The following is a 26,446-nucleotide window of genomic DNA, read 5'->3' on the forward strand; positions in this document are numbered from 1 at the left end:
TCTACATCTAATAAAGAGAAAGATTTAATAGCTAACCATAATGAATCTGTCACTAACACAAAATATTATGGAGACGGTTTTATGAATAATTTTGGTGGAGTCAAGCACGGACCAAATGCTTATAATTATGAATATATTTTGCCTGCAGTTTTAGCTGTAGTTATGGACCATGTACAAGCCAATGAATTAAAGGATGGTGATGGTTTTGAACTAAAAGATTTTAAAGTTCTTGATGAGCCAACATAGATAGATTACTTTCATAATTGTGCGATTAAATGTATTTAATTGCACAACTAAATACATACCTATTCATTAATTGATAATTGATAATGGATAATTGATAATTACCTCTGGTTAAAACCGCTCTTGATTGAATATAAGGAGATATTATTTGGGTGTATCTCAATTAAACGGTCACTAATTGTACTCAATAAATAGGGATGAATAGGGTGTATTTCTTATGTGCAAAAATACTTTTTTCCTATATATTCCCTGTTCCCTGTTGCCTTCCGGAGCTGTTGCCTAAAAGCGATATTTTTTTTGCTTTATTCTTGCATTGAGATGCACCCTATTATTTCTTTTTTTTCCCCTTAAAAGGGGAGGCTTTAAACCAGAATCATTTAATAATTAATAATTCGGTAAGGAGACTGAATATGAACTGTGTCGAATTCAAGGAAAGTTTGCAAAATCGCAACATTCGGGAAATTGCATGTCCTGGCGATGATAACTATGAAACGTGGCGTCCTATCAGAAATACTAGGTTTGACTATCAACCTTTCTGTATTGTTAAGTGTGAGACAGCTAAGGATGTTGGGGAGGTAATCAAGCTTTGCGTATCAGAGAAAAAGCCTTTTCGAGTACGTTCTGGCGGCCATCACCATGAAGGCATGTGTTCGGGTAATGATGTTGTAGTCATTGACCTCTCCAAAATGAACAATATTTGCATCAGTAAAAATGGCACAGCATGGATAGAGCCAGGGGCTTCCTTGGGAGACGTATATAAGAAACTCGGGGATTCGGGCTATACTATCCCTGGTGGGGGCTGTGGGACTGTTCGTATCGGCGGTCTAGTTCAGGGAGGCGGCTGGGGAATGCTAGCCAGAGCTGGGGGGTTAGCCTGCGACGCCTTGGAGGAAGTCGAGCTAGTTGGCGCAAATGGCGATATCCTTACTGTTAATGAGGCAAGTCATCAAGACCTATTTTGGGCAATAAAAGGTGGTGGTGGTGGTAATTTTGGAGTCATTACCAACTACAAGTTTAAGTTAATGAAAGTGACTAAGGTAACCACAGTAAGTATTCAATATCCAAAAACAAATAAAGGCCAAGCCGTGGTTCAAGAAGGTCAAGCCGTGGATCAAGAGAAACTTGCTAATACACTCAAGTATTATCTAGAATACCTACCAAACTTCGATCTAAAGTTTACCTCATCTGCTCGCGTTAGCCCCTACAATAGCGACGGAAATGTTACTACATTAAGGATGACATTTCAGTATCTTGGTTCCCAAAAAGAGGCTGAAAATCATTTAAAAGGTTTTCTTGATGGACTAGGCCAGAATTATGATGCTGATTATGACATTACATATCAACCCGAGAAAGATGATGGTGATGATGATGATGATTCCCTGACAAATTATGAAGCATTTTTGCTACTTAATGGCCAGATCCCTGGAAGATTGAAATCATTGATAGGCGATCTATCTAATAGTGAATATGTTTCTAAGATTTCTAAGTTGTTAAGTTTCAGTTTGCATCCATTGAATCAAATAAGTAGCCAGCTATTGGATGGAACTACTGAAAGACCCACAACAACTTGTGAGGGGCAAAGATTGCCGCATAAGGTTTCTTCTGCCTTTCCGAAAGATGATATTTCTATTGCTGAAATGGCTAAAGAGATCGTTGATTATGTTGATAAGGAAAAATTTAAGGTTGCATCTACTTACTTAAGTATCCATAGCCTTGGTGGAAAGGTGAAGTCTCCTGAGCAGGACTCTTCCTTCTTTTACCGAGATAAAGAATTCTTGCTTCAGTTTCAGGCGTGGTGGAATCCAGAGGATGACAAAGGAGATGACTATTTAGAATGGATAAAAGAATTCCGGAATACGCTTAAAAAAGGCAATTATATTGAAGGTGGTTTCATAAATTTCGTAGATCGGGATCTGCCACTGAAAGATTACTATGGAGACAATTTCGAGCGACTGCAAGAGATTAAGTACAAGTACGATCCTGACAATGTCTTTCGTTTTGAGATGAGCATACCGCCGAATAATCCGGGATCTACCCTTTAAATTATCCGTTACTGTACTGCTTTATTGGCTCTTTAGCTACTGAGAGTAAAGCTTTCAGCTTGGGTCAAAAAATAGTTGATTTTCTGCCTAATTGTTTTGAGGTTTAGATTCAGCTATAATGGTTATGTATTAATGGCTTGCTAAAACAGAAAATCAGGCCTTACGCAAAATATCAAATTATACACCACCTGTAGGGGCGAACAGCTCTTCTAGATATGGAGGTTCTGCGTAAGTCCTGAAAATGTTTAAGTACCACTCAAAATAAAGAAGGACATTGAGAATGTTAGACAGCCGATTATTTTTCCGACGTACAATTGCAATGTTTGTGGCAGTATTAGCCTCGTTTTGTGTTTTCATTACACCGAGTCAAGCTAGTGTTATAGGTAACTGGGAGGGAAACTATAAGGTATGTAACACAAAAGCTTGCTTTGATGCAAAGGTTTACTTTACTATAACGAAGAAGGGGACACCCAAAGGATCGGACCAGATTTTGGGAGATTATTGGGCAAATACTGGTGTTGCTGGACTGGGAAAAGGGAATAAACAATCAAGTTCCACTACCTTCTCTATGACATGGAACAACGTCACACCTTGGTGTGAAGGAACATATACAGGAGAATACGATATGTACGAACCAGATAAGCTTAAGTGGAAATGGGTAGGCCAAGACTGCCTTGGGTCAAATGAGGGTGAAGGCTCCGCCGTTAAAATGGAGAATGTTAAAGTCGTCGTCAAAAATTAAGGCTAAGGCTTTTATATAGAACTTATTTTCCCTAGAGAATTTTTGGTTCAATTTATAGCAATTCCCAAAGTTATGAGGTACGTTTAATATCCCCCTAAATCCTCCTTAAAGAAAAAAAGGAGGCTTTGGAGGTTCCTCCCTTTATTAAGGGTGCGGAGGGATATAACACTGTGCCTTCATATAAAATCCGGTTGAGCAGTTGTCCGCAGCGACGATAAGAAGCAATCTCCGTGCGCTCCTGAAATTGCTTCCTTCCACTCCGTTCCAGTTGTAATTACTTAGATATAGTAATTATCCGGATTTTATATCATAGATTAGAACTGCTGTACCATCCAATCGTAACAGAAAAAACAAGGTTGTAAACCCTGTCTTCAAAAAAGATCTGTTTCTTCCCGTACACAACTATATTTTTCTTTTTTCAACAACCACCACAGGAATTAAACTCTTTTCCAAAACTGCTTGAGAAACGGAACCAACTAACACATTATCCCATAAACTATGCCCCCTTTTCCCCATAACAATTTCTGCTACTCCATACTCTCGCGCAACAGAAACTATTTCCTCAGATACCACTCCCGCAACAGTTACAAACCGGTACCGAATATCTGCTAAAAGTTGCTTTGTTTGCTGTCGCAGTTGCTCAATACTTTCCCCATCCTCAGACTGAATAACGTGCAACACCACAACTTCCCCATCACAACGTCTTGCTAACTCTGCAACTTTTAACAACACATCCGCAGCAAGGGGGGAAGTATCAACGGCAGCTAACAAAACAATACGACGAGCGATCGCTACTTTTGTCGGATCGACTTCTCCCTTGCGTAGTAGTTTGGGTGCAAAGGTAGGTATTGCCCAAGCTCCCAAAGGTGCTGTGACTAATATGGATAGGGCAGCGATCGCTAATATTGTTTCCCCTCCGTCAATACCTGCTGCTAGAGGAATAGCTCCAATGGCTGCTTGCACGGTTGCTTTTGCAGAATTTCCGGGCAGTAAAAATAGACGCTCTTGCCAGTTCCAATTACTGCCCAAAGTCGAGAGATACCAACCAAGCATCCGCCCGACTAAAGTACCGACTGCTAAAATTAACAATCCTACCAACAAGACATTTTCCAATACTTGCAACGGAATACTTGCACCGAGTAACACAAACAAAATTATTTGCGCCACCACCCACAAAGTATCAAAACTGTTTCGCAACCGTCGCGCTAGAGGAGCATCAAATTCGATGACAAAAAATCCTGTTGCCATGACTGCTAAATAACCGGAAAATATGGGGAATTTTTCTGCTAAAACAACTAACAATAGAGCAAAACTTGCTGCAACTAAAGTATCCTGGGTAGCATTTTGAGTCCAATTTTGTTTGACTAAGAGCAATACTAATATTCGTGCTGTCAGCAACCCGGCGATAACTCCGAGAATAATTTGTAAAATTACTTGAAATGGTAATAGTTGTAATGCGCTGAGAGTGATGCCACCAGGTAAAGTTACAGTCGTTGCTCCCTGGGATAAGAATGCTAGCAGCAAACTAAAAACTAACAACAGCAATACATCTGACAAAGCACTACCTGTCAAAATTGCATCAGGAATACCTTTAGCTACACCCCAACCCAAACTTTTGAGACGCAACATTCCGGGAACAATAACTGCGGGAGACTCAGCACCGATGATACAACCTAATAACAACCCGGTGGCGAAGTCAAACTGAAGTAACCACATAGCTACTAGGGCAATAACAATAGCTTCACAGGTAGCAGGGAGAAAACCTAACCGTAGCGCTACAGTTCCTTGTTGTGCTAATTTTTCTCTGTCTAACCCTAACCCTGCTTTCATCAAAATTACCATAACGGCGATCGTGCGTAGGGAGTCGGCAGCTTGCAAAATACTAGAGTCGATGGTATTGCTAATTTGAGGACCTAATAATATTCCGACTAACACCATTCCCACCAGTGGCGGTGCTTTTAATCTAAAGGCTATTTGTCCGACAAAAAAGCCTATTAATAATATTAAGATAATACTTTCTAACATAAGAATAAATAGGGAAGAATAGTAGGTTGGGTTAAGCGGCAGCGCAACCCAACAGATACCAGTTTTTTGTTGGGTTTCCTTAAGGTCAACCCAACCTACAAAATGATACTATTAATAATATCCAAATAATACTTTCTAACATAAGAATAAATAGGGAAGAATAGTAGGTTGGGTTAAGTGGCAGCGCAACCCAACAGATACCAGTTTATTGTTGGGTTTCCTTAAGGTCAACCCAACCTACAAAATGATACTATTTCCTAGCTAATATCCCATATATTATTGAGCACAAATTATATTAAATCTGGTAAACTTTAAGGGTTTGGAGATTAAACCCCTACCAAAAATTTAAAATACCATAAAATCATCAATCAATCAAATAATCTAAATTACTCAAACTACCAAAATCAAATTTTCCTAACTAATTATCCGTGAATTCGTGCCCAAATCCTTGTCGTGCAATCCGTGCCCAAATCCTTGTCGTGCAATCCGTGCCCAAATCCTTGTCGTGCTTTCTTTTCTGATAAATTATGAAAAAAATTCGCTTTATCGATTTATTTGCTGGCATTGGTGGAATGAGATTAGGTTTTGAACAAGCTGCCGAATATTTAAACATTGAAACTGAATGTGTATTAAGTAGTGAAATAAATCCCGATGCTGGTTTAGTTTATCAGAAAAATTTTGCTGAATTTCCTTTAGGAGATATCCGCAAAATTGAAAAGTTACCACCATATCAAATATTATTAGCAGGATTTCCTTGTCAATCTTTTTCTTATGCTGGAAAAAAGGCTGGATTTGGGGATACTAGAGGTACGCTTTTTTTTGATATTACCAGATTAATAGATACATATAAACCCCAAGCTTTTATCTTTGAAAATGTCCGTGGTTTGCTGACTAATGATAAAGGTAGAACAATTGAAACTATTAAACATGAAATTCAAAGCAGAGGCTATAATTTTCAGATATTTTTATTGAATAGCGCGAATTTTGATTTGCCTCAAAATCGTCTCCGAGTTTATATCCTGGGAATTTTGGATAGTACGCCAAAATTTAATTTAATTTCTGACTTTGGTCCGAAAGATTCTCATTCTTATCATCCACAACAATTATCTTTATTTTATCCCCTGAAAAAATCTATAACTGTGGCGGATATTTTGGAAGATAATCCAGATGAAAAATATAATTGTTCGGAAAGATTTGTGGCAGCATTAAAACAGAGATTAAATGGAGATTTAAGTAAATTACATGGCATCAGATTAATTGATTATCGTGGTGGAAATTCTATTCACTCTTGGGAGTTGGGATTGAGAGGAGAATGCAGTGCTGAAGAAATAGAATTAATGAACAGTTTGATTTTGAAAAGGAGAAATAGTCAATTTGGTAAACATCAAGATGGTAAATTGTTGAGCAAGGAGCAAATAGCTAGTTTTTTTTCTAATCCTCAGTTAGAAAAATTGCTCAATTCTTTAGTTAGTAAAAATTATCTGCAAATAGTTGAGTCAAAATATAAACCAGTATCAGGAAACTTTTCTTTTGAAGTCTATAAGTTTTTAGATCCGGATAAAATTGCTGTAACTTTAGTGGCAAGTGATGCCAATCGATTAGGTATTTATCATCAAAATAGAGTCAGGAAAATTACTCCTAGGGAAGCAGCAAGATTACAAGGTTTTCCTGATAATTTTATTTTGCATCACAATGATAAGAAAGCTTATTATCAACTGGGTAATTCTGTGAGTATTAATGTAGTTAAAGCTGTGGCTCAAGAATTAATATTGAACATAACTTGAAAAGAGGGAACAGGGAACAGGGAACAGGGAACAGGGAACAGGGAACAGGGATGAATAATTGATTATTTATGGATAAGAATTGATTTTATTTTTGATTTTTGGATATTTCTATTGAACATAAATTAAAAAGATGATAGATTATAAAAATTCAACTAGAAAAAGAGGATAAAAAGAATGGAAAATGTTCTAGAATCTAAAGCACAACAATTAGCAGTAATAGAAGCAAATGCTGAAAAAATAGCAGCGATCGCTCATCAAGGATATCAACTACTTTCTGAAAAAGGTACGGTAATAATTTTTAGACAGTTAGAAGAAAATAGTACAGTTTTAGCAGAATGGCAAGTTAAGTTTAAACCGATGAGTCAAATAGGAACAATGATTAGTGATTGGCAACAAGTTGGTTTAGGAAATTTGATTGATAATTATAATCCAGAAGTTGCTGTGGTTTGTACTTTTCTATATCCAAATGGCAGTCATGCCAGTTATCACTTTCAAATTGCATAAGCAATAACTGATTAGCTTTTAGGAAAAATAAGTTATTTATTTAAAGTTATTAACTATTACCATTTTTCTGGAGGAACTGACAAAATAGATAAGACCGAAAAAAAATCTATAAAAATATTGATGATTTGACAAAAAAAATCAAAGCAAGCTATTTGTGTACTCTATTAAATTAATGGTTAGGAATAAAACTAACTCCTGATATCAACTCTCATTAATTAGACTTAGGGTGCATCTCATATTTATTTGCAAAAATATTAATGTCGTAGGTTGGGTTGAGGCACCGCTCTTCGGCAGCTCTCTCCTATAGATAAACCAAAAAAATAGATATTATTAACATTACAATTGTTGGGTTTCCTAACTTAAGAATCTTTGGCTAGATAAGTGGAATATGAAATAAACGCCAAGCATGTTGTCTAAGAGCGATCGCGCTCTTGCAACTCAGTAACCCGATGAGATAAGCCGAAATCTCGGTTTCCTATTTTCAAGAAAAACGATCGCTCTGTCACTTTCTCCAATAGCAGGCAGAGCAAGCGCTTTTTTTTGAGATTTTGTGCGATTGTTCTTCTTGTTTGCCTCATAAAGCGATAGCCTTTCGTGGGAGCTGCGATCGCTTTTTTTTATGGAGGGGATTCTCCTACCTTCACCCATAAGACTTTTTCAGCAAACCCTAAATAGCGGGCCTGGGCAAAAAAGGTGGTGTTTTCAGGCAAAAAAATGGCCAAAAGGTGGATTGACAAATCCTTTGATTTATGAATTCGAGCAAAATTAGAGCAAAAAAGGTGGAGCTGGGTGAACTTACAAAATGCACGACTTATGCAGGTAAGCCCAAAAAAGGTGGTGTTTTGAAGCCAAAAAAGGTGTTGGGGGGTTGACGCTCGGGATTTGGCGTACTATAGTGGACGGTAAGCATGACGAAAACCAGCTCTAGCTGCTCGGCCAAGGATATGATGCCTGCCGCGTGCAGAACTGAACAATATAGAGATGGGGCTGCCAGGAGGGCTGGCCCGGACGAGCCCAGTCGCAGTGTTTTGGCAGCAATGGGAAGAAGATAGAGATGCCCTCTACCGGCTCTGTCTCAAAATGCGAAAGATGCCCTTTCTCGGGTCTGTATCAAAGCTTGGGAATTGCAAAAATTTGCCGGGAAAATCGGCAAGTTAAAAGGCTCAAACAGAATCGGCAGTTACGGAGTGCGGGAATGGTATCGCACATGGAAATTCTCAATTGGAGCAACAACGCCCTTCGTTGATGGTGTCAAAGTAAACGTCATCAAAAAGAACCGAAGCGCCTACAGAATGACCCACCAGTAATGACCCAATGATAACTGAAAATCCAAAAGGAGAAAACGCAATGAAACTCAAAAAAACGCTAGTCAGCACGGTATTGTTCGCAGCGTTTCTCATACTAATGCTTGGTGTGGGAGAAGCAAATGCGGACGGCATATACCGAGTCGATGATAACTGTAACGTGGTATTCCAGACATGGAAATCAACCGGCAGTTCGACGGTTACCCTAGAACCCATTCCAGAAGACCAAGCAGGTGTAAAAGGTCAATATAGTTACGGAAGCGCAAGTGACGACGGATTCGTATTGGGCAAGCGATTGCCATACACAGTCAAGGCATGCAATCCGTATCCCTATGGAGGCGGAGATATAAAATGCAAACCGCAGTGTGAAGTTGGTTTTAGCGTCCAATGGAATTCAGACGGCTTCCGATACCCAGGTGCGATAATGTCATACACGGGCAGCATAATGGATACGAAGAAAACAAATACCTGCAACGGCGATAGTGTTGCGACAATGAAGTTAGCCATCGCAACAGTAACCCAAGACAATCAAGGCGTGCGCAATGTGGCAATCAGTAAGACGACATTCTACCCAGCGGATTGCCAATAGTAAAGCCAGAATCTAGGCAAATCTAGGTTTCCTCTTTTCAAGAAAAGCGATCGTTCTGTCCCTTTCTCCAATGGAAGGAAAAGCGATCGCTTTTTTTTGATATCAGGATTTTAGCGATCGCTTAGTTAAAGCAGGTCAAGCAGCTTGGGATGTTTTGACAGCACCTAAAGAGTAAGGAAGAAGCAAGAAGGAAGAAGTAAAGAAGGAAAAGTTTTGCTTTGTCTGGGTGTGAAGCTTTTTATCTATCCTAACCTTTGCTTCGACTGCTATATTTATAGGACTTACGCAGATACGCTATATATAGTACTTTAAACTATTGTCCAATAGTCAATATACCCTATACATAGTGCCTTTGCGTAAGTCCTGATTTAAAAAAAACTTGGGTAATGGTAAGATAATTAGGACTTACGCATGAGGTACAAAAAACTAGGATTTGAGATTGCTTCCCTGTCGGTCGCAATGACGAAAATACCTTGTACTGTGTAAGTTCTAATAATCAAGCATTTACTAACCAAAGAACACCTATGTATTGCGACTACCTAGTACAAATTCTCACTGCCCGCGTCTATGACGTAGCCCAAGAATCACCACTCGAAACTGCTCCCAACCTTTCAAAACGCCTCCAGAACAACCTCTTACTCAAACGAGAAGATATGCAGTCAGTCTTCTCCTTCAAATTACGCGGAGCTTACAACAAAATGGCTCAACTGCCTCCAGAAATTCTCTCCCAGGGAGTCATCGCAGCATCCGCTGGAAACCATGCTCAAGGTGTCGCCCTAGCCGCAGATCGCCTCGGCACTCGCGCCATCATAGTCATGCCTGTCACTACCCCTCAACTAAAAGTTAATGCTGTCAAAGCTAGAGGTGGGGAAGTTATTTTGTATGGCGAAACCTACGACGAAGCTTCTAGTTACGCCCATCAACTGGAAGCAGAAAAAGGTTTAACTTTTATTCACCCTTTTGACGATCCCTACGTCATCGCCGGACAAGGAACAATAGGAATGGAAATTCTCCGCCAATATCAAAAACCCATTCACGCTATCTTTGTCGCTATTGGTGGTGGTGGTTTAATTTCTGGTATTGCTGCTTATGTCAAACGGTTGCGCCCGGAAATCAAAATTATTGGTGTTGAACCTGCTGATGCTGATGCTATGTCCCAGTCTCTAAAAGCAGGACACCGAGTCCGCTTACCTCAAGTGGGATTATTTGCCGATGGTGTTGCAGTGCGAGAAGTAGGAGAAGAAACACTTCGTCTATGTCAGCAATATGTAGATGATATTATTCTTGTTGAAACAGATGATACTTGTGCGGCTATCAAAGATGTATTTGAAGATACTCGCTCCATTGTCGAACCTGCTGGCGCACTGGCGATCGCTGGTGCAAAAGCTTACGTCGAGCGAGAAAAAATTCAAGATGAAACTCTGATCGCCGTTGCCTGTGGTGCAAACATGAATTTTGACCGCCTCCGCTTTGTGGCTGAAAGAGCAGAATTTGGGGAACGTCGCGAAGCCATATTTGCCGTTACTATTCCCGAAACTCCAGGTAGTCTCCGCAGATTTTGTGACTGTCTAGGCAAACGTAATATTACTGAGTTCAACTATCGCATTGCTGAGGAAAAAGAAGCACACATTTTTGTAGGAGTACAAATAGAAAACCGTGCTGATGCGGCCAAAATAGTAGAAACTTTTGAAAATCAAGGTTTGAAAACCCTAGATTTAACCGACGACGAACTGACAAAACTACACCTGCGCCATCTGGTTGGGGGGCGTTCCCCCCTCGCCCACCACGAACTACTTTACCGTTTTGAATTCCCCGAAAGGCCAGGGGCGTTAATGAAATTTGTCGCTTCCATGAGTCCCAACTGGAATATTAGTCTCTTTCACTACCGTAATAATGGGGCAGATTATGGACGGATTGTGGTGGGAATGCAAGTCCCTCCTGACGAAATGGCCGAATGGCAAAGTTTTGTCCATACTTTCGATTATCGCTATTGGGATGAAAGCCAAAACCCAGCCTACAAGCTATTTTTAGCCTAGTGCCACGTGGAAGTCAAAAGTCAAAAGTCAAAAGTCAAAAGTATAGTAATGTGCGCTGGCTTATGTACAAATAACAAGAACTGTCCAATAGCTAAAAGCCTTATATTATCGGTTTTTTATACCAATTTGAAAAAAGAATGCTATATTTAAGTGGCACTTCAATTATTAAGTAATTAACAAATACTGAATATTTTTTTTGATAATTATTAGCTAGTTATTGTTAATTATTCTTATTTTTACCTCTCCCTGTACGGACGTTGCATGCAACGTCCCTACTCCCCTACTCCCCCGCAATGCGAAAATGTAGCAAACATTTATCAAATTGGTATTATTCCCCCAGATGAGCTGTTGCCTGCGCACAGCGCTATATTTCTGCCATCCTGCACTAGAAATATAAACTTTTTGTGACAAACTAGCTCTAGATAATATACAATAGTGGTCGTTTCATCTCTCACTAGCTTTTGTCCTATAGCTGATGAGATTCGTCCTAATGTAGTGAAAGTTCCATAAATCTATACCCTATTTCTCTACTGTTAATTTCAGAAGAGTTAGGGGTAGTTGATGGAAGCTAAATCTGCAAAATGTGACTTGTGAACTAGCTATCAGCTAGAGCGCACTTCAGCTATAAGCTAAAAATTCAAGGGTTTAAGTCCCCCACTGTGTTTGAAAAATTAGTGGTGCGCCTTTTATGAGGAGAAATAATCTCCCATTATACACCTTGAAAAGCTGATAGCTGATAGCTGATTGCTGAGTGCTACTTCAAGATGAAATATCAGACATATTACACAAAGTTGAAAATTTAGTGCAATCAAACACTGTTATCAATCAAGCAACTGATACAAACTTAACTCCCTCAAAAATAGAGTTACCCTTTACTCTTCAAGAAGTGAAAGCAGCTATTCCTCCACATTGTTTTGAGCCTTCCGTCTGGAAGTCTCTGAGCTACTTTTTTCTTGACATTGGCATTATTGCTGGTCTATATGCAATCGCCTATAATCTAGATTCATGGTTCTTTTTTCCCATCTTTTGGTTAATGCAAGGAACTATGTTTTGGGCATTATTTGTAGTGGGACATGACTGCGGCCATGGCTCCTTCTCCAAATATAAATGGTTTAATAACCTAATTGGGCATTTGTCTCACACTCCCATTCTTGTGCCTTACCACGGTTGGCGCATTAGCCATAGAACCCACCATGCCAATACTGGAAATATTGATACCGATGAAAGTTGGTATCCTGTTTCTGAGAGTAAGTATAATATGATGCCTTGGTATGAAAAGCTATTTCGGTTTTATCTGCCATTATTAGCTTATCCACTCTATTTGTTTAGGCGATCGCCCGATCGTGCTGGCTCCCATTTTCTGCCCAACAGTCCATTATTTCGTCCTTCTGAAAAGTGGGATGTCTTAACAAGTTCAGCACTCTGGATGTTAATGGTAGGCTTTCTTGGATGGCTCACCTATCAGTTTGGTTGGGTATTTTTAGTAAAATATTACCTAGTTCCTTATGTGATATTTGTCGTTTGGCTAGATTTAGTTACCTTCTTACACCACACTGAACCAGATATTCCCTGGTATCGTGGAGATGACTGGTATTTCCTGAAAGGTGCATTATCTAGCATTGACCGCGACTATGGTTTTATCAATTCTATTCATCACGATATTGGTACTCATGTAGCTCATCACATTTTTCTGAGTATGCCACACTATCATTTAAAGACAGCTACAGAGGCAATAAAACCTATTTTGGGTGAATATTATCACCAGTCAAGCGAACCTATATGGAAGAGTTTTATCAACTCTTATTTGGCTTGTCATTTTGTCCCAGACTCAGGTTCTCAGGTATATTATCAATCAGGTTGGAAAAAACGTTCGGACTAATCAAATTAATGTCATGTCTAAAGAAGGCAGAGGGTATCCCCCCTACCCCCCTTTGAAAGGGGGGAGAAGAGAAGGGAAAAGAAAAGTTCAAAGGGAGAAGGTTTTTTATAACTGATTATCCGGACATGATATAATACAGTAGGGACGTTCCATGGAACGTCCCTACAAGGTTTTGCTTGTAACCCACATACTGATCGCTAGTTAGGGCTTGCTGATTAAATACCAAAGTCTTGACAGGTAAAGGTTTTACTCTTTTCAGGTACTAATAAAGTACCAGCTTTTAGGTGGTAATGGTTCAAAAATCTAAAATTTTCGGCAAGATAGGGGTAGAAAATCAAGGTACGATTCTTCTGACTACTTCTTCTATAATTCCCATTCCTCCTGAATTCTGGATTCTGGATTCTGGATTCTACCCCTACCACTCATACTTTTTCAGCAAACCCTAGTTATATCATGTCCGGTAGCATCGGAGCGTGTATAAAATTAAGGTGACACTCTTGAGAAAACCTTCTGCCTCCTGCCTCCTGCCTCCTGCCTCCTGCTCCCGCTGCCTTCCTTCCACCAAAGTCTAATTATTCAACCGGACATGATATTAATACTTTTAGCGTGCTGAAAGCTGACTGCTGTTTGCGAAGCATTCCGTTACGGAAAATGCTGATAGCTAGATAATAATGCCTGTTTAAATTCTTTAGCTGTTTTAAAATAAATTTCTGGTTCATCAATTAATGCTAAATCAATTACCTCTGCTAAAGATTTAGGAATAGAAAGATTTCTTTGTCTAATTGGTACAGGTTTAGTTTGCAATACAGTTAAAATAGGGTCTTTACCAACAAAATCACGAGGATATACACCAGTTAACATATTGTATAAAGTTGCTGCCATTGCCCAAACATCTACTTCCGGTTTTACATATTTAAAATCAATCATTTGTTGCCTTGGCATAAATGGAAAAGTACCTCCTTTATTTCCTGTAATTGTCTGCCCACTTAAACCTGCTAAATCAAAAGCTTTTGCTAACCCATAATCTGCTATTTTTACTACTGTTGAATTATCTACATTATTACTCAGAAAAATATTAGCTGGTTTAATATCGCGGTGAACTAAACCTCGCCCAATACTCAAACTACCATCTGCTTTTTTTACATAAGGAATTTCTGCATTATGAGCATATTCTAAACCATCTAAAGCCTGTAGAATAATTGGCACTGCCACATCAACAGATAACCGACAACCATGATCCTGCATCAAGTTCCAAATACTACCACCATTACAATATTCTAAAGTAAAGAAAAATAGGCGATCGCTATAATGATAATCTTTCAATTGGACAACATTGGGATGATTTAAAGCTTTAGTATTTTCTATTTCTCTCAAAAAACGATTTATAGCATTAGGATTATTTGTGATTTCTGGCAACATTGTTTTTAAAGCTATTAACTCTTGAGTATAATTATTTCTAGCTAAATAAACTTCTCCACAGCCACCTTTCCCTAATAAATTAAGTGCCGTATAACCAGGAATTTTAGTGAGAGTAGAATCTCCTAAACTTGGTCGTAAAGTTGATAATTTAACTGTTTTTTCTTGCCAAGTTTTTGGTTGATCAAGCATTTCTGGAGGCATCTCTGTTTCTTCTTCAAGACTAACCTGAAAAATAGTATTTCCCAATTGAATTTGGTCTCCTGATTTTAATTCATATTCAGGGAAATTATTTTTTGTTGTTGTTTCAGAGAGATGCTCAGATTGACGTTGCCCAATTTTTTTACCATTAACATAAGTACCATTTTTACTGGCAAAATCACGCACTTTTATATCTGGAGGATTAATATCAAGTAGACAATGATAACGAGAAATTGTACGATGTTGTTCATCACTAGGTAGTCTGGGTTTACAGTCTCGATGACGACCGATAATACAGGTAGTTCGTTCTTCAAAGATATATTCTTTGCCGATCGTGCTTCCTTGGATAATAGTAAGTTTGACTTTAGCAGACATGAGAGAATTAAAATTGTTGATATTTGTTCGATGATTTTTATTAGACTTCTCCACAAAAGAGGGAGTAGGGAGTAGGGAGTAGGGAGTAGGGAGTAGGGAACCCACCCCTCGCCCCTCCCAGGAGGGGAAATAATTGATAATTTCTGTACGATAATTGATTTTATTTTTGATTTTTGGAGATGTCTATTAATTATCTTAATTATCTAGTAAATTTTATTTTGACGTTTTTATTTGATGATAAATTGTTAAATATCTCTACCATGATTGTGATAATATTTAAGTATAATAAGAACAATTATACAGTAAAAGAATATCAAAAATGTAGGGTAGGCAAATCTGAAAATATTTACGGTTAATCTAGGCAAATTACTATATCTATAGAGTTGAAAGTCTTGTAGGGAAGACTCTGTAAGATTTGATGCCTAAGAGTGACGGTGTATATTTAAACGGACATAATATTAGCGATCGCTTTGGAAAAATTTAAAAATTAGGCTCAAACCATTCTTTTTTTTGGCGACAATGGCATATATCTCTCTAGTAAGCATTTCCTGCGGAATGCTACGCAAACAGCTATTAGCTGTCAGCTCTCAGCTCTCATGAGATATAACTAATTTCAGCAATTAACAATTAACAATTAATATCATGTCCGGTTGAACAGTTATAAATAAATAACGGCGTAGGAGTCAGGAGTCAGGAGTCAGGAGTCAGGAGGGAAGACTGAAGTTGGAAGAAGAAGAACAGGAGAAGAAGGAGAAAGTTTTTTATCACTAATTATCCGGACATGATATAACAATTAATAATTACCTCTTTTTAAAACGGATAGGATTGACTCAAAGGATTTTTTTGATTTTATCCCCTTAAAAGGCTATGCTTTATAAACATCTTTCTTAACATAAAAATTGACACGCATAGACAAGTTATATTCAAGTCTTTAAAAGGTTTTTGTCAGAGAAAAAGTGTATTAACAAAGTACATTTTTTTTGATAACTTAAGTAGTTTTTCTTATCTACTATGATTCTTTCTCCTTTCTCCCCTGCTCCCTACTCCCCTGCTCCCTACTCCCCTGCTCCCCTGCTGACCACAAGGTTTTCAGGAGTTCCTGATAAGGGATAGTTAAAAGGGGAGGCTTCAAGGCGTGAATTGTTGAATGAATAATTATTAACTATCAACTCTTAATTATTAATTATTAATTATTAATTATTAATTATTAATGATTCGGTAATTTCTGATTCATCTGACTAAAATTAAATGAAATATAATTTCATACTTGCTCCAAGACCATAAATAATACAAAAAGATGAATCTGACCAAAAAAACCATCGCAGCCTTTGTATCTCCTGCAATACCGCTTTCCGCTCTTGGTCTTCCTCTTTTGGTATACCTCCCCCCTTTTTATGCAGAAGAAATGGGACTTGGCCTTTCTCTGGTGGGCACAGTTTTTATGATTACTCGTTTCTGGGACGTTTTTACCGATCCAGTTCTTGGTATTCTCAGCGATAAAGTAACAACTCCTCTTGGACGCCGCCGTCATTGGATTATATTATCTGTTCCCATTTTAATGATTTGCGTTTACAAAGTTTTTATGCCTCAAGGGCCGATCGGGGGAAATTATCTTCTGTTTTGGATGTTGCTGCTCTATGTGGGTTGGACTCTGTTGAGTATCTCTCATATGTCTTGGGGTGCAGAATTATCGTCTGATTATTATGAGCGAGCGCGAATTCAGGGTTGGCGAGAGTTTGCTCTGGTCTTTGGAATGTTAGCTGTCTTGATACTTCCAACTATTCTTGAGCAAACTGGGAGTATTGATGCTGGGAATAAAGTTGCTGCTATGGGCTGGTTTACTATTATACTACTGCCTATTACTGTAGCGATCGCTGTTTGTCATGTTCAAGAAAGACCGGTGACACCACCACCTCAGCTTGGTTTGGTCAGGTCAACTTCTCTACTGTTCAAAAACAAGCTACTAATGCGAGTCCTACTGGCAAATGTCATGATTGGTCTTGCTCCTGGAATTATTGGTTCAATCTACATTTTTTTTGTTACTTATGTCATGGATCTAGGCCAATGGTCTAGTCTGATGCTTTTACTCTATTTCATTGCTAGTTTTTGTGGTATTCCTTTCTGGATGCGTCTTAGTTATAGTTTGGAGAAACATCGGACTTTTGGTGTTGCTAAAATTTATGGTTGTATAATTATCGCTACTATACTGCTAATCAAACCAGGGAATTTATGGTTGTATGCTTTAGTTAATATTCTTTTTGGTATCGAATCTGGTTCGGGAGCATTTTTGTTACGCTCGATCATGGCAGATGTTACAGACCATGACAACTTAGAGTCAGGTACACAGCGTACAGGTTTGTACTATTCTTTGTTGACCATGACTAACAAAGTTGGCTCTGCTTTAGGAGTTGGTATGGTTTACCCTATTCTAGATTGGATTGGTTTTGTTCCTGGAGGCACAAATACTCCTGAAGCAATTGAGGCACTGAAATATCTATTTATTTGTCTTCCTATCCCAATCAGTCTTTTAGCAGTGATCGCTATCTGGAATTTTCCACTTGATAGCGTTCGACAACAGGAATTACGTCGTCTGTTGGTAGAACGTGATTCTATGGTTGGTTCAGAATAATTTGGGAATTATTGGCTAATGTCATTATTAAGCGAATTTGATATAACTGAGAAAAGCGATCGCTTTTGGTAAGTGGTAGAGCGATCGCCTTTCTTAAAAAATATCCTAAATGGGTTCTATAAATCAAGATATCGTTTCACAGTTGCCCGAGCTTGCTTTAGTAGTTCGGTTTCCAGTTCGCCGACTTGTTGGACTAATCTAGATTTGTCAAATGTCATCAAGTCAACACACACCAACAAACTATCTGTGGCTAAACCGTTTTTTGTGGATGCTGGTACATATACCACAGCCGGAGAAATACGTTCTTCCTCTACTTTAGCTGAGGTAAAAGGCAGAACAGTTACTTTGCTACGGGGTATATTAAAAGCCGTACCAGAAATAATTAAGGCAGGGCGTGTTTTGCGTATTTCTGTTCCTATTGAGGGGTCGAATCTGACGATCCAGATGCTTCCCAGTCGGTAATTGCTTGAGTCTGCCATTCTTCCTCCCAACCTAAATTAAGTTCGTCAACCATTTTGCAAGCTTCAGCTAAGGCTTGTTTTTCTTGCTGTTGTTGCCATTTTTGTAGAAGAGATTCTATTAAAGCACTTGGGTTTTCAACTTTGTGCTCAATGTATGCCAGCAGATCGTCAGACAGAGATATAGAGATTTGAGCCATTTGTATTTGGGAACTAGCTAGGTTTTTGTTTCCACTGTTTGATTTAATTTTAAAATGGATGGGAGATTTTGTCAATCAAGTCTGTTGGTAATTACAGCACTTTGCGACTCTATGAGGTACACCACGAAGCGGGCAAGATGCCTGCACTACAATGTTTTCACCATTTACCCTGTACATCATTTGCCCGAAATATGCTGTATATTGAAAAGAGAAAGCGATCGCTTTTGGTAAGTGGTAGAGCGATCACTTTTCTTTCAACCTTTGGAAACAGCAAGAAATCAGAACAATTTCTCTCAACTTTTTGCCTTGACCAAAAGATGTTTCATGTTCTCAATTGCTTCCTCAACTAAATCTTGACTTTCAAGACCTAACTTTGCCTCTGCTCTATCAATTGCTACAGCATAGACTTGTTCAAGAGTCCACCACTCACTTTGAAAGGCATCTTTCCACTTTTGGCCTGTTGTTGTAAGACTTTCTAATAATCCGCTCAGAATTTCAATTAAGCTCCGAAGATTTAGTTTTCCGTTCTTAGAAACCTACGATAATCTATATAAATCTATGATTATCTGTTCTATTATTGCTTCTACCTGGCAACGTCGGCGTTATCCAGTCCACAAGCTGACACGGTCGAACTGACCGCCTGAGCTAGATTTAAACTAGCATTCAAATCTCGATCGCAGCTAAAATTACAGTGTTCGCAATTGAAAACACGCTCTGATAAAAGCAGAGACTCTTTAACAAAACCACAATTAGAGCAAGTTTTAGAACTAGGAAACCATCTATCCACAACGGTGAGTTGAGAACCGTATAACTCACACTTGTACTCTAACTGTCTGCGAAACTCGTAAAACCCCATAGACCCAACAGCCTTAGCTAGTTTATGGTTAGCCATCATGCCTGATACATTTAAGTCTTCTATTACTATTTGGCTGTGGTTTTTAGCTAGATAGGTAGTAAGTTTATGCAATGTATCTTTTCTAATATTAGCTATCCTGTTGTGTAACTGAGATATCTTGAGTTGAGCCTTTTTCCAATTCTGAGAAAATTTGACTTTATGTCGGTTTAAATATTGCAACCGAGAGAGTTTAGCTTCTAACTTTCTTAAAGATTTAGCACCAACAAAAACTTCACCAGTGGATAACGTAGCTAGAGATTTTATACCTAAATCTACACCAACTACATCTACTAATTTTTCAGTGTTTTGAGGTTTTCTTTCTACTTTAAAGCTGACAAACCAACGATTAGCTTTTCTACTAATAGTTACAGACTTGGGATTAGTATTATCTGGTAGAATTTCATGCATTTTTCACCCATCCAATTCGAGGTAGTTTAATACGATTAAAGCCGACCGTAATTGAGCCATCTAGAGTAAAGCTATCATCCCTACCTTTTTTCTTAAATTTAGGTTGACCAGACACTTTGGTAAAACAACGTTTCCAAGCAATAGATAAATACCTCAAAGCATATTGAGGCGCTGTTTTAGATACTTCATAATACCAGCAGTTATTAGGTTTAACCATTGCTACTAATAGTTTATGCAAATCAATAGCAGTAGGAAATTTAAGTTTACTCTCAGGATTATGGAAATTGTGATTAAGGATGTTTCTAGTTAGCCATAATCCCCAATTCCAGGCGTGTCTTGCAACACCAGCGTGTTTAGCCAGCAATGTTTTTTGCTGATTTGTGGGATGCAACTCAGTCTTAAATCCCAGTAGCATAAAACAGATAATTAGAGATTTTCATAGATTATACCAGATTATGGGCAACAGTTTTAAAAATACCTTCCATATCAATTTCCTTTAATAACTTACGCTAACAAATTTTGCATAGCTAAAAAAAGAAATTGTCGATAATCGACAGTGGCTTAACAAAAATTCAAAAATAATCTAAAATCTATGTATAACAAGCTTTTCAGCAGGTATAGACAATAAATATTTGGAAAATTTGTCGATTTTCGACAAGATTTAACAACAAGGGTGACATTAGGCCCTTCCATGAGTTAAAATTTTAAGCTTGCTGAGTTTAAGAATATCTGCGCTAGTATAAATTAAATAAGAAGTAAAAGGGTGTTGCTTGTTATAACTTCTATAGTTCCTATAGAACAATAAATTTATTAATTTTCTCATGATTAAACTACCTAATTATCAAATAAATCAACAAATTTATACAGGAACAAGAACTACTGTTTATCGTGGAATGACTACCACAAATAAACAACCAGTAGTTATCAAAGTTCTCAATAAAGAATACCCTACCTTTTCTGAATTATTACAGTTTCGCCATCAATATACAATTACTAAAAATCTTAATTTACCGGGAATTGTCAAACCTCTATACTTAGAAAAATATGATAATAGTTATGCTCTAGTTATGGAAGATACTGGGGCAATTTCTCTCAAGACATATCTGAATAATAAAAAACTTAGTCTGCCAGAATTTCTTAGTATTGCTATTTCTATAGTGAAAATTTTAGAAGGGTTATATCATCATCAGATTATTCATAAAGATATTAAACCGTCAAATATTGTCATTAATCCAGATACTGGAGATATCAAATTAATTGACTTTAGTATTTCCACATTATTACCAAGAGAAACCCAAGAACTTATTAACCCTAATGTTCTGGAAGGTACTCTCGCATATATGTCCCCAGAACAAACAGGAAGAATGAATCGGGGTATCGACTACCGTAGCGATATTTATTCTTTAGGGATTACATTCTATGAAATACTCACAGGTCAACTACCTTTTTTATCAACTGACCCCATTGAATTAGTTTACTGTCACATTGCTAAAAAACCTACTCCTCCTTGTGAGTTAAATTCGGAAATACCTCTCATGGTAAGTAATATTATTATGAAAATGATAGCGAAAAATGCTGAAGACCGCTATCAGAATATTTTGGGATTAAAATATGATTTAGAAACCTGTTTAAAATCTTGGCAAAAAACAGGAAAGTTTGTGATTTTTGAGTTAGGAAGTCGGGATATTTCTGACCGTTTCACCATACCAGAAAAACTCTATGGTCGTCGAGCAGAAGTTAAAAGTTTATTAGATGCTTTTGAAAGAGTTGCAATCCCCCCTCAATCCCCCTTTGGAAAGGGGGGAGGTTCAGAAATAATGTTAGTTGCTGGTTTTTCAGGGATTGGTAAAACTGCAGTAGTTAATGAAGTTCATAAACCAATAGTCCGGCAACGAGGCTACTTTATTAAAGGTAAATTTGACCAATTTCAACGCAATATTCCCCTTAGTGCTTTTGTTCAAGCATTTCGAGATTTGATGGGGCAACTGCTCAGTGAAACAGAAACTCAATTACAGGAATGGAAAACTAAAATTCTCTCAGCATTGGGTGAAAATGGGCAAGTTATTATTGAAGTTATTCCCGAATTAGAATATATTATTGGTTCTCAACCTGTGGTGGCAGAATTATCAGGAACTGCTGCTCAAAATCGGTTTAATTTACTATTTTTAAAATTTATTAATGTATTTACTACGAAAAAGCATCCTGTAGCGATATTTTTAGATGATTTACAGTGGGCAGATACTGCTTCGTTGAAGTTGATGCAACTGTTGATGAGTGACAAAAATAGTCAATATTTATTATTATTAGGAGCTTATCGGGATAATGAAGTCAGCCCTACTCATCCCTTAATATTAACATTAGAAGAAATTACTAAAACATCGGCAATTGTTAATACTATTACTTTGAAACCTCTAGAATTAACTTTTGATTTAAACCCCTTAGTGGCAGACACTTTACATTGCTCTTTGGAGTTAGCATTTCCTTTGACAAAATTAGTCCATCAAAAAACCAAAGGAAATCCTTTCTTTATCACTCAATTTCTGAAAGCACTGTATGAAGAAGGATTAATTACCTTTAATTATGAGGCGGGTTATTGGGAATGCAATGTTGCTCAAGTTAGATTACTTTCTGTCACAGATGATGTTGTAGAATTTATGGCAAGTCGCCTACAAAAATTATCACCTGCTACCCAGGATGTAATCAAATTAGCAGCTTGTATTGGCAATAAATTTACCTTAAAAACTTTAGCTATTGTTTATGAAAAATCTGTCACAGAAACAGCACAGGATTTGTGGGAAGCATTGCCAGAAGGGTTAATTTTACCTGTTACCGAAGTCTATAAATTTTATAATACAGAAGAGTCAAATATATTTACATCTTTTACTGCCATAGAAGCTAATGCTAGTTATAAATTTTTGCATGACCGCGTTCAACAGGCAGCTTATTTGTTAATCCCAGAAACAGAAAAACAACTAACTCATCTGAAAATAGGAAAATTATTATTAGAAAATATTCCAGAAACGGAAAGACAAGAGAAAATTTTTGATATTGTTAATCAGTTGAATTATGGAGTAGATTTAATTTCTCATCCCACTGAACGAGAACAATTAGCTCAACTCAACTTAATAGCAAGTCGCAAAGCAAAAGCTTCTACTGCTTATAACGCTACAGTTGACTATCTAAAGACAGGAGTAGAATTATTAACAATTAATAGTTGGGAAACTAATTACGAATTAACATTAGCTCTATATTTAGAAGCAGTAGAAGCTAGGTATTTGATCGGCGACTATGAACGGATGGAACAACTAGCTCAAATTGTACAGCAACAAGCAAAGAATTTATTAGACCAAATTCCGGTTTACATCGCCAAAATTCAGGCAGAATTTGCTCAATACCAATTTTTTAAAGGTATCGATCTAGCAATAGTTGTGATTAAAGATTTGGGATTAGAATTATCCCCTAGACCAAAAGAAGCAGACTTGCTTGCTGGTCTTGAAGAACTTAAGTCATTTCTGAGCGATCGCTCCACTGAAGACCTCAAACAACTGCCAAAGATGACAAATCCTGAAAAGCTGGCCTTGATGCAAATTATGGGATTAATTGGATCTGTAGCTTTCGTGATTGGTTCGCCTCTATGGTCAAGTATAGTTTTTGCTCTCATCACTTTGTCTGTGAAGTGGGGAAATACACCTGCTTCCGCTTATGGATATAGCTGTTATGGAATTATGCTTTGGAGTCAGGGAGAAATTAAAGCGTCTTATGAATTATCTCAGATAACAGAGAGTGTATTTGAGTCTTGTGGTGGAGATGCTCTTAATGGAGTAGCAGTAGCAAATATGCACCTTCGTCATTGGCAGGAACATTTGCGAAATAGCTTACCTTTATTCCTAGAATACTACTCTCTTGAATTATCTAGAGGAGACTTAGCATTTGCTAGTTACAATCTCTTGTTTCACTATTTTCATGCTTTCTACAGTGGATTAGAATTAACAGAACTTGCTCAGAAACTCAATAATGCTATTGATACTGTTGCTCAAATCAAACAAGAAAGTGCAGTAATACGGTTGCAGATAATTCAACAGACTATTATGAATTTAACCGATCGCGGTGAAAATCCCTGTATTTTAGTTGGCGAAGCTTTGGATGAGGCAAAAATACAATCTCAAGACCAAACATTGGTATATCTAAACTTCCACAAACTTTCTTTATGTTATTTGTTTGGTGAATACCAAAAATCTTTAACAATTTCTATCGCAACACAATCATATTTCCATCTAGTTACTTCTCAATATGTTCAAGTACTGTTGTATTTTTATGGTTCCTTGATCCGACTTGCTCTCTATAATGAAGCTTCTAAAGAACAAAAACAGCAGTGGTTAGAAGAAGTCACCTCAAACCAGGAACAAATGAAAATCTGGGCAAACCATGCTCCTATGAACTTTTTACATAAATTTCATTTAGTAGAAGCAGAAAAACATCGAGTACTTTGTAACTATATCGGAGCAATTGAACTTTATGAACAAGCGATCGCCGGAGCGCAAGAAAACGAATACATTCAAGAAGAAGCTCTAGCTAAGGAACTTGCAGCTAAATTTTACCTAGAGTGGAATAAGGAAACTATTGCCCAAGCGTATCTAATCAAAGCTTACTACGCTTATGCTCAGTGGGGCGCAGTTACTAAACTTAAACACCTAGAAAAATCCTACGGTGAACTACTCAAACCTGTTCAACAGCAAGATTATACTTTTACTCGCAACATTACTCAAGAAACAGTCACTTATACAACCACCGATAGTACCCGTCTACTTGACTTCAAGAGTGTAATGAAAGCAACCCAAGCTATTTCAGGAGAAATAAAACTAGAAAATTTATTTTCAGTTTTGATGCGAGTTACTCTAGAAAACGCTGGTGCTCAAAAAAGTTATTTAATCCTTCTTGAAACAGGAAAGTTGGTTATAGAAGCTAAAGCTATTCGTGAGAGTAATTCTTCAGAAGAAATACAACTAAAATCAAAACAATCTCTCCCCCTAGATTCAACAAACGAGCTTCCAAATTCCATTATTTACTATGTGGCACGTACTCAAAAAACTATTGTGCTAGATAACGCTACTAATGAAACTCAATTTGCTGCCGATCCTTATATTAAAAATTATCAGCCCAAAAGTATTTTATGCATTCCTATGATTAATCGCGGTCAATTTATTGGTATACTATATTTAGAAAATAATTTGACAGTTGCAGCCTTTACTAAGGATCGTCTAGAAGTATTAAAAGTTCTAACTACTCAAGCAGCTTTCTCCCTCGAAAATGCCAAGCTTTATGAAACCTTATCTATTGCCAAAAATCAACTAGAAGAATATAGTCATACCTTAGAAGATAAAGTCAAAGAACGCACAGAAGAATTAAACGAAAAAAATCTACACTTATCTGAAACTATCAAACAACTTCAACATACCCAATCCCAATTAATTCAGACAGAAAAAATGTCTAGTTTAGGGCAGATGGTAGCAGGAATTGCTCACGAAATTAATAATCCTATTACTTTTATTTATGGCAATATTAACCATGTAGCTGAATATAGTCAAGATTTACTAGGTTTAATCAATACTTATCAGCAGGAATATCCTAATCCTACAGATAAAATCAAAGAAATAATTGAAGAAATAGATTTAGACTTTTTACCTAGTGATTTGGACAAAGTACTACATTCAATGGAAGTAGGAGTTGAAAGAATTCGCAAAATAGTACTTTCTCTACGAAATTTTTCGAGATTAGATGAGTCAGGTATGAAACCTGTAGATATCCATGAAGGTATTGATAGCACTCTACTAATTTTACAAAATAGACTCAATTTTCAGAGAAATAAATCAGAAATAACAATAGTCAAAAAATATGCTTCTTTACCGCTAATTAATTGTCACCCATCCCAACTAAATCAAGTATTTATGAATATTATTAATAATGCTATTGATGCCCTGGAAGATATGAGACAAAAAGACAGTGAATCAAGTGAAAAACCCACCATTACAATTAGCACGAAAGTAACTAAAGACCGAACTGTACAAATCAAAATTAGTAACAATGGTCCTAGCATTTCCCCAGCAATTCAACAGAAAATATTCGACCCATTTTTTACTACTAAACCAGTAGGTAATGGTACAGGTTTAGGTTTGTCAATTAGTTATTCAATTATAGTAGAAAAACATCAGGGCAAACTAATATGTAATTCTGTACCAGGGCAAGGGGTAGAATTTGTTATTGAGATTCCATTATCAAAGTAGTCAGGAGTCAGGAGGCAGAAGGCAGGAGGCAGGAGGCAGGAGGCAGGAGGCAGGAGGCAGGAGGCAGGAGGCAGGAGGCAGAAGGTTTTCTCCTATGTTTTGGCCGCTGACTCTGTAATTCCCATTTATTCTACATCCTAACTACTCCCTACTCCCTTTTTCCCCTCCAGGGAGGGGTTAGGGGTGGGTCCCTACTCCCTACTACCTACTCCCTACTCCCTACTCCCTACTCCCTACTCCCTACAAAGAGCAAAAAGACTTTTTCAGCAAACCCTAAATAGCAAATTTTTATATCAAATTCGTTTAATTCGGTATAAAAAAATGTTCCATCTTCAACCATTACCAAATATTTCTCCATCTCCCCATCCCCCCATCTCCCCATCTCCCCATCTCCCCATCCACCCATCTCCACATCCCCCCATCTCCCCATCTCCC

The 26,446-nt window shown here is 37.6% G+C and carries 18 protein-coding genes and 1 pseudogene; 12 read left to right on the plus strand and 7 right to left on the minus strand.

Going from position 1 to position 26,446, the window contains the following annotated elements; genetic code table 11:
- From F6K54_RS15460 to F6K54_RS15470, 3 genes and pseudogenes are all read left to right on the plus strand, one after another.
- A pseudogene (locus F6K54_RS15460) lies at positions 1–246 on the plus strand (hypothetical protein); the annotation flags it as partial.
- Positions 247–653: 407 nt separating this feature from the next.
- Positions 654–2,285, plus strand: a complete 1,632-nt coding sequence (locus F6K54_RS15465; RefSeq protein ID WP_293078942.1) for an FAD-dependent oxidoreductase — start codon at positions 654–656, stop codon at positions 2,283–2,285.
- A 280-nt stretch (positions 2,286–2,565) separates the two neighbouring features.
- On the plus strand, positions 2,566–3,027 hold the full coding sequence (locus tag F6K54_RS15470) for a hypothetical protein (RefSeq protein ID WP_293078944.1): 462 nt from the start codon (positions 2,566–2,568) through the stop codon (positions 3,025–3,027).
- Positions 3,028–3,429: 402 nt separating this feature from the next.
- On the opposite strand, the gene F6K54_RS15475 is transcribed toward F6K54_RS15470, so the two are convergent.
- On the minus strand, positions 3,430–5,052 hold the full coding sequence (locus F6K54_RS15475) for a sodium:proton antiporter (protein ID WP_293078946.1): 1,623 nt from the start codon (positions 5,050–5,052) through the stop codon (positions 3,430–3,432).
- A gap of 527 nt (positions 5,053–5,579) precedes the next feature.
- On the opposite strand from F6K54_RS15475, the gene dcm reads away from it, so the two are divergent.
- From dcm to F6K54_RS15500, 5 genes are all read left to right on the plus strand, one after another.
- Positions 5,580–6,836, plus strand: a complete 1,257-nt coding sequence (gene dcm, locus F6K54_RS15480; RefSeq protein WP_293078948.1) for a DNA (cytosine-5-)-methyltransferase — start codon at positions 5,580–5,582, stop codon at positions 6,834–6,836.
- 174 nt (positions 6,837–7,010) lie between these two features.
- Positions 7,011–7,340 carry a hypothetical protein gene (locus F6K54_RS15485; RefSeq protein WP_293078950.1) on the plus strand — a complete coding sequence of 110 codons (330 nt, stop codon included), beginning with the start codon at positions 7,011–7,013 and terminating at the stop codon, positions 7,338–7,340.
- Between the two features lie 1,314 nt (positions 7,341–8,654).
- On the plus strand, positions 8,655–9,233 hold the full coding sequence (locus F6K54_RS15490) for a hypothetical protein (RefSeq protein ID WP_293078952.1): 579 nt from the start codon (positions 8,655–8,657) through the stop codon (positions 9,231–9,233).
- 473 nt (positions 9,234–9,706) lie between these two features.
- Positions 9,707–11,269, plus strand: a complete 1,563-nt coding sequence (gene ilvA / locus F6K54_RS15495; protein WP_293078954.1) for a threonine ammonia-lyase, biosynthetic — start codon at positions 9,707–9,709, stop codon at positions 11,267–11,269.
- 802 nt (positions 11,270–12,071) lie between these two features.
- Positions 12,072–13,148: a DUF3474 domain-containing protein gene (locus F6K54_RS15500; RefSeq protein WP_293078974.1), complete on the plus strand. Its 1,077-nt coding sequence runs from the start codon at positions 12,072–12,074 to the stop codon at positions 13,146–13,148.
- A gap of 642 nt (positions 13,149–13,790) precedes the next feature.
- Here F6K54_RS15500 and F6K54_RS15505 read toward each other — a convergent pair.
- Complete coding sequence (locus tag F6K54_RS15505; RefSeq protein ID WP_293078956.1) at positions 13,791–15,245, minus strand: protein kinase; 1,455 nt, start codon at positions 15,243–15,245, stop codon at positions 13,791–13,793.
- A 1,192-nt stretch (positions 15,246–16,437) separates the two neighbouring features.
- Between F6K54_RS15505 and F6K54_RS15510 the strand changes: the two genes are divergently transcribed.
- Entirely contained in the window at positions 16,438–17,769 is a 1,332-nt protein-coding gene (locus F6K54_RS15510) for an MFS transporter (protein ID WP_293078957.1), read from the plus strand.
- Here F6K54_RS15510 and F6K54_RS15515 read toward each other — a convergent pair.
- The 3 genes from F6K54_RS15515 to F6K54_RS15525 are packed head-to-tail and all read right to left on the minus strand — an operon-like array spanning position 17,750 to position 18,427.
- Complete coding sequence (locus F6K54_RS15515) at positions 17,750–17,896, minus strand: hypothetical protein (RefSeq protein WP_293078959.1); 147 nt, start codon at positions 17,894–17,896, stop codon at positions 17,750–17,752. The genes F6K54_RS15510 and F6K54_RS15515 overlap by 20 nt on opposite strands.
- Entirely contained in the window at positions 17,886–18,248 is a 363-nt protein-coding gene (locus tag F6K54_RS15520) for a type II toxin-antitoxin system PemK/MazF family toxin (protein WP_293078961.1), read from the minus strand. The genes F6K54_RS15515 and F6K54_RS15520 overlap by 11 nt, the downstream gene beginning before the upstream one ends.
- The gene (locus F6K54_RS15525; RefSeq protein WP_293078963.1) at positions 18,185–18,427 is read right to left on the minus strand and encodes a hypothetical protein; all 243 of its coding nucleotides are present in this window, start codon (positions 18,425–18,427) and stop codon (positions 18,185–18,187) included. Before F6K54_RS15525 ends, F6K54_RS15520 begins: the two co-directional genes overlap by 64 nt.
- A gap of 68 nt (positions 18,428–18,495) precedes the next feature.
- Between F6K54_RS15525 and F6K54_RS15530 the strand changes: the two genes are divergently transcribed.
- A complete protein-coding gene (locus F6K54_RS15530; protein ID WP_293078965.1) occupies positions 18,496–18,777 on the plus strand; it encodes a hypothetical protein in 282 nt (93 codons plus the stop codon).
- Between the two features lie 233 nt (positions 18,778–19,010).
- Here F6K54_RS15530 and F6K54_RS15535 read toward each other — a convergent pair whose 3' ends face one another.
- Together F6K54_RS15535 and F6K54_RS15540 are read right to left on the minus strand one after the other, a co-directional pair.
- Positions 19,011–19,730: an RNA-guided endonuclease TnpB family protein gene (locus tag F6K54_RS15535; RefSeq protein ID WP_293078967.1), complete on the minus strand. Its 720-nt coding sequence runs from the start codon at positions 19,728–19,730 to the stop codon at positions 19,011–19,013.
- A complete protein-coding gene (locus tag F6K54_RS15540) occupies positions 19,723–20,145 on the minus strand; it encodes a transposase (RefSeq protein ID WP_293078969.1) in 423 nt (140 codons plus the stop codon). Before F6K54_RS15540 ends, F6K54_RS15535 begins: the two co-directional genes overlap by 8 nt.
- Positions 20,146–20,551: 406 nt before the next feature.
- Here F6K54_RS15540 and F6K54_RS15545 point away from each other — a divergent pair, with 406 nt between their 5' ends.
- On the plus strand, positions 20,552–26,011 hold the full coding sequence (locus tag F6K54_RS15545; RefSeq protein ID WP_293078970.1) for an ATP-binding sensor histidine kinase: 5,460 nt from the start codon (positions 20,552–20,554) through the stop codon (positions 26,009–26,011).
- Positions 25,983–26,129 carry a hypothetical protein gene (locus tag F6K54_RS15550; protein ID WP_293078972.1) on the plus strand — a complete coding sequence of 49 codons (147 nt, stop codon included), beginning with the start codon at positions 25,983–25,985 and terminating at the stop codon, positions 26,127–26,129. Before F6K54_RS15545 ends, F6K54_RS15550 begins: the two co-directional genes overlap by 29 nt.
- Positions 26,130–26,446 lie beyond the last annotated feature (317 nt).

Origin of the sequence: Okeania sp. SIO3B5 (assembly GCF_010692555.1) — a bacterium.
GTDB lineage: Bacteria > Cyanobacteriota > Cyanobacteriia > Cyanobacteriales > Microcoleaceae > Okeania.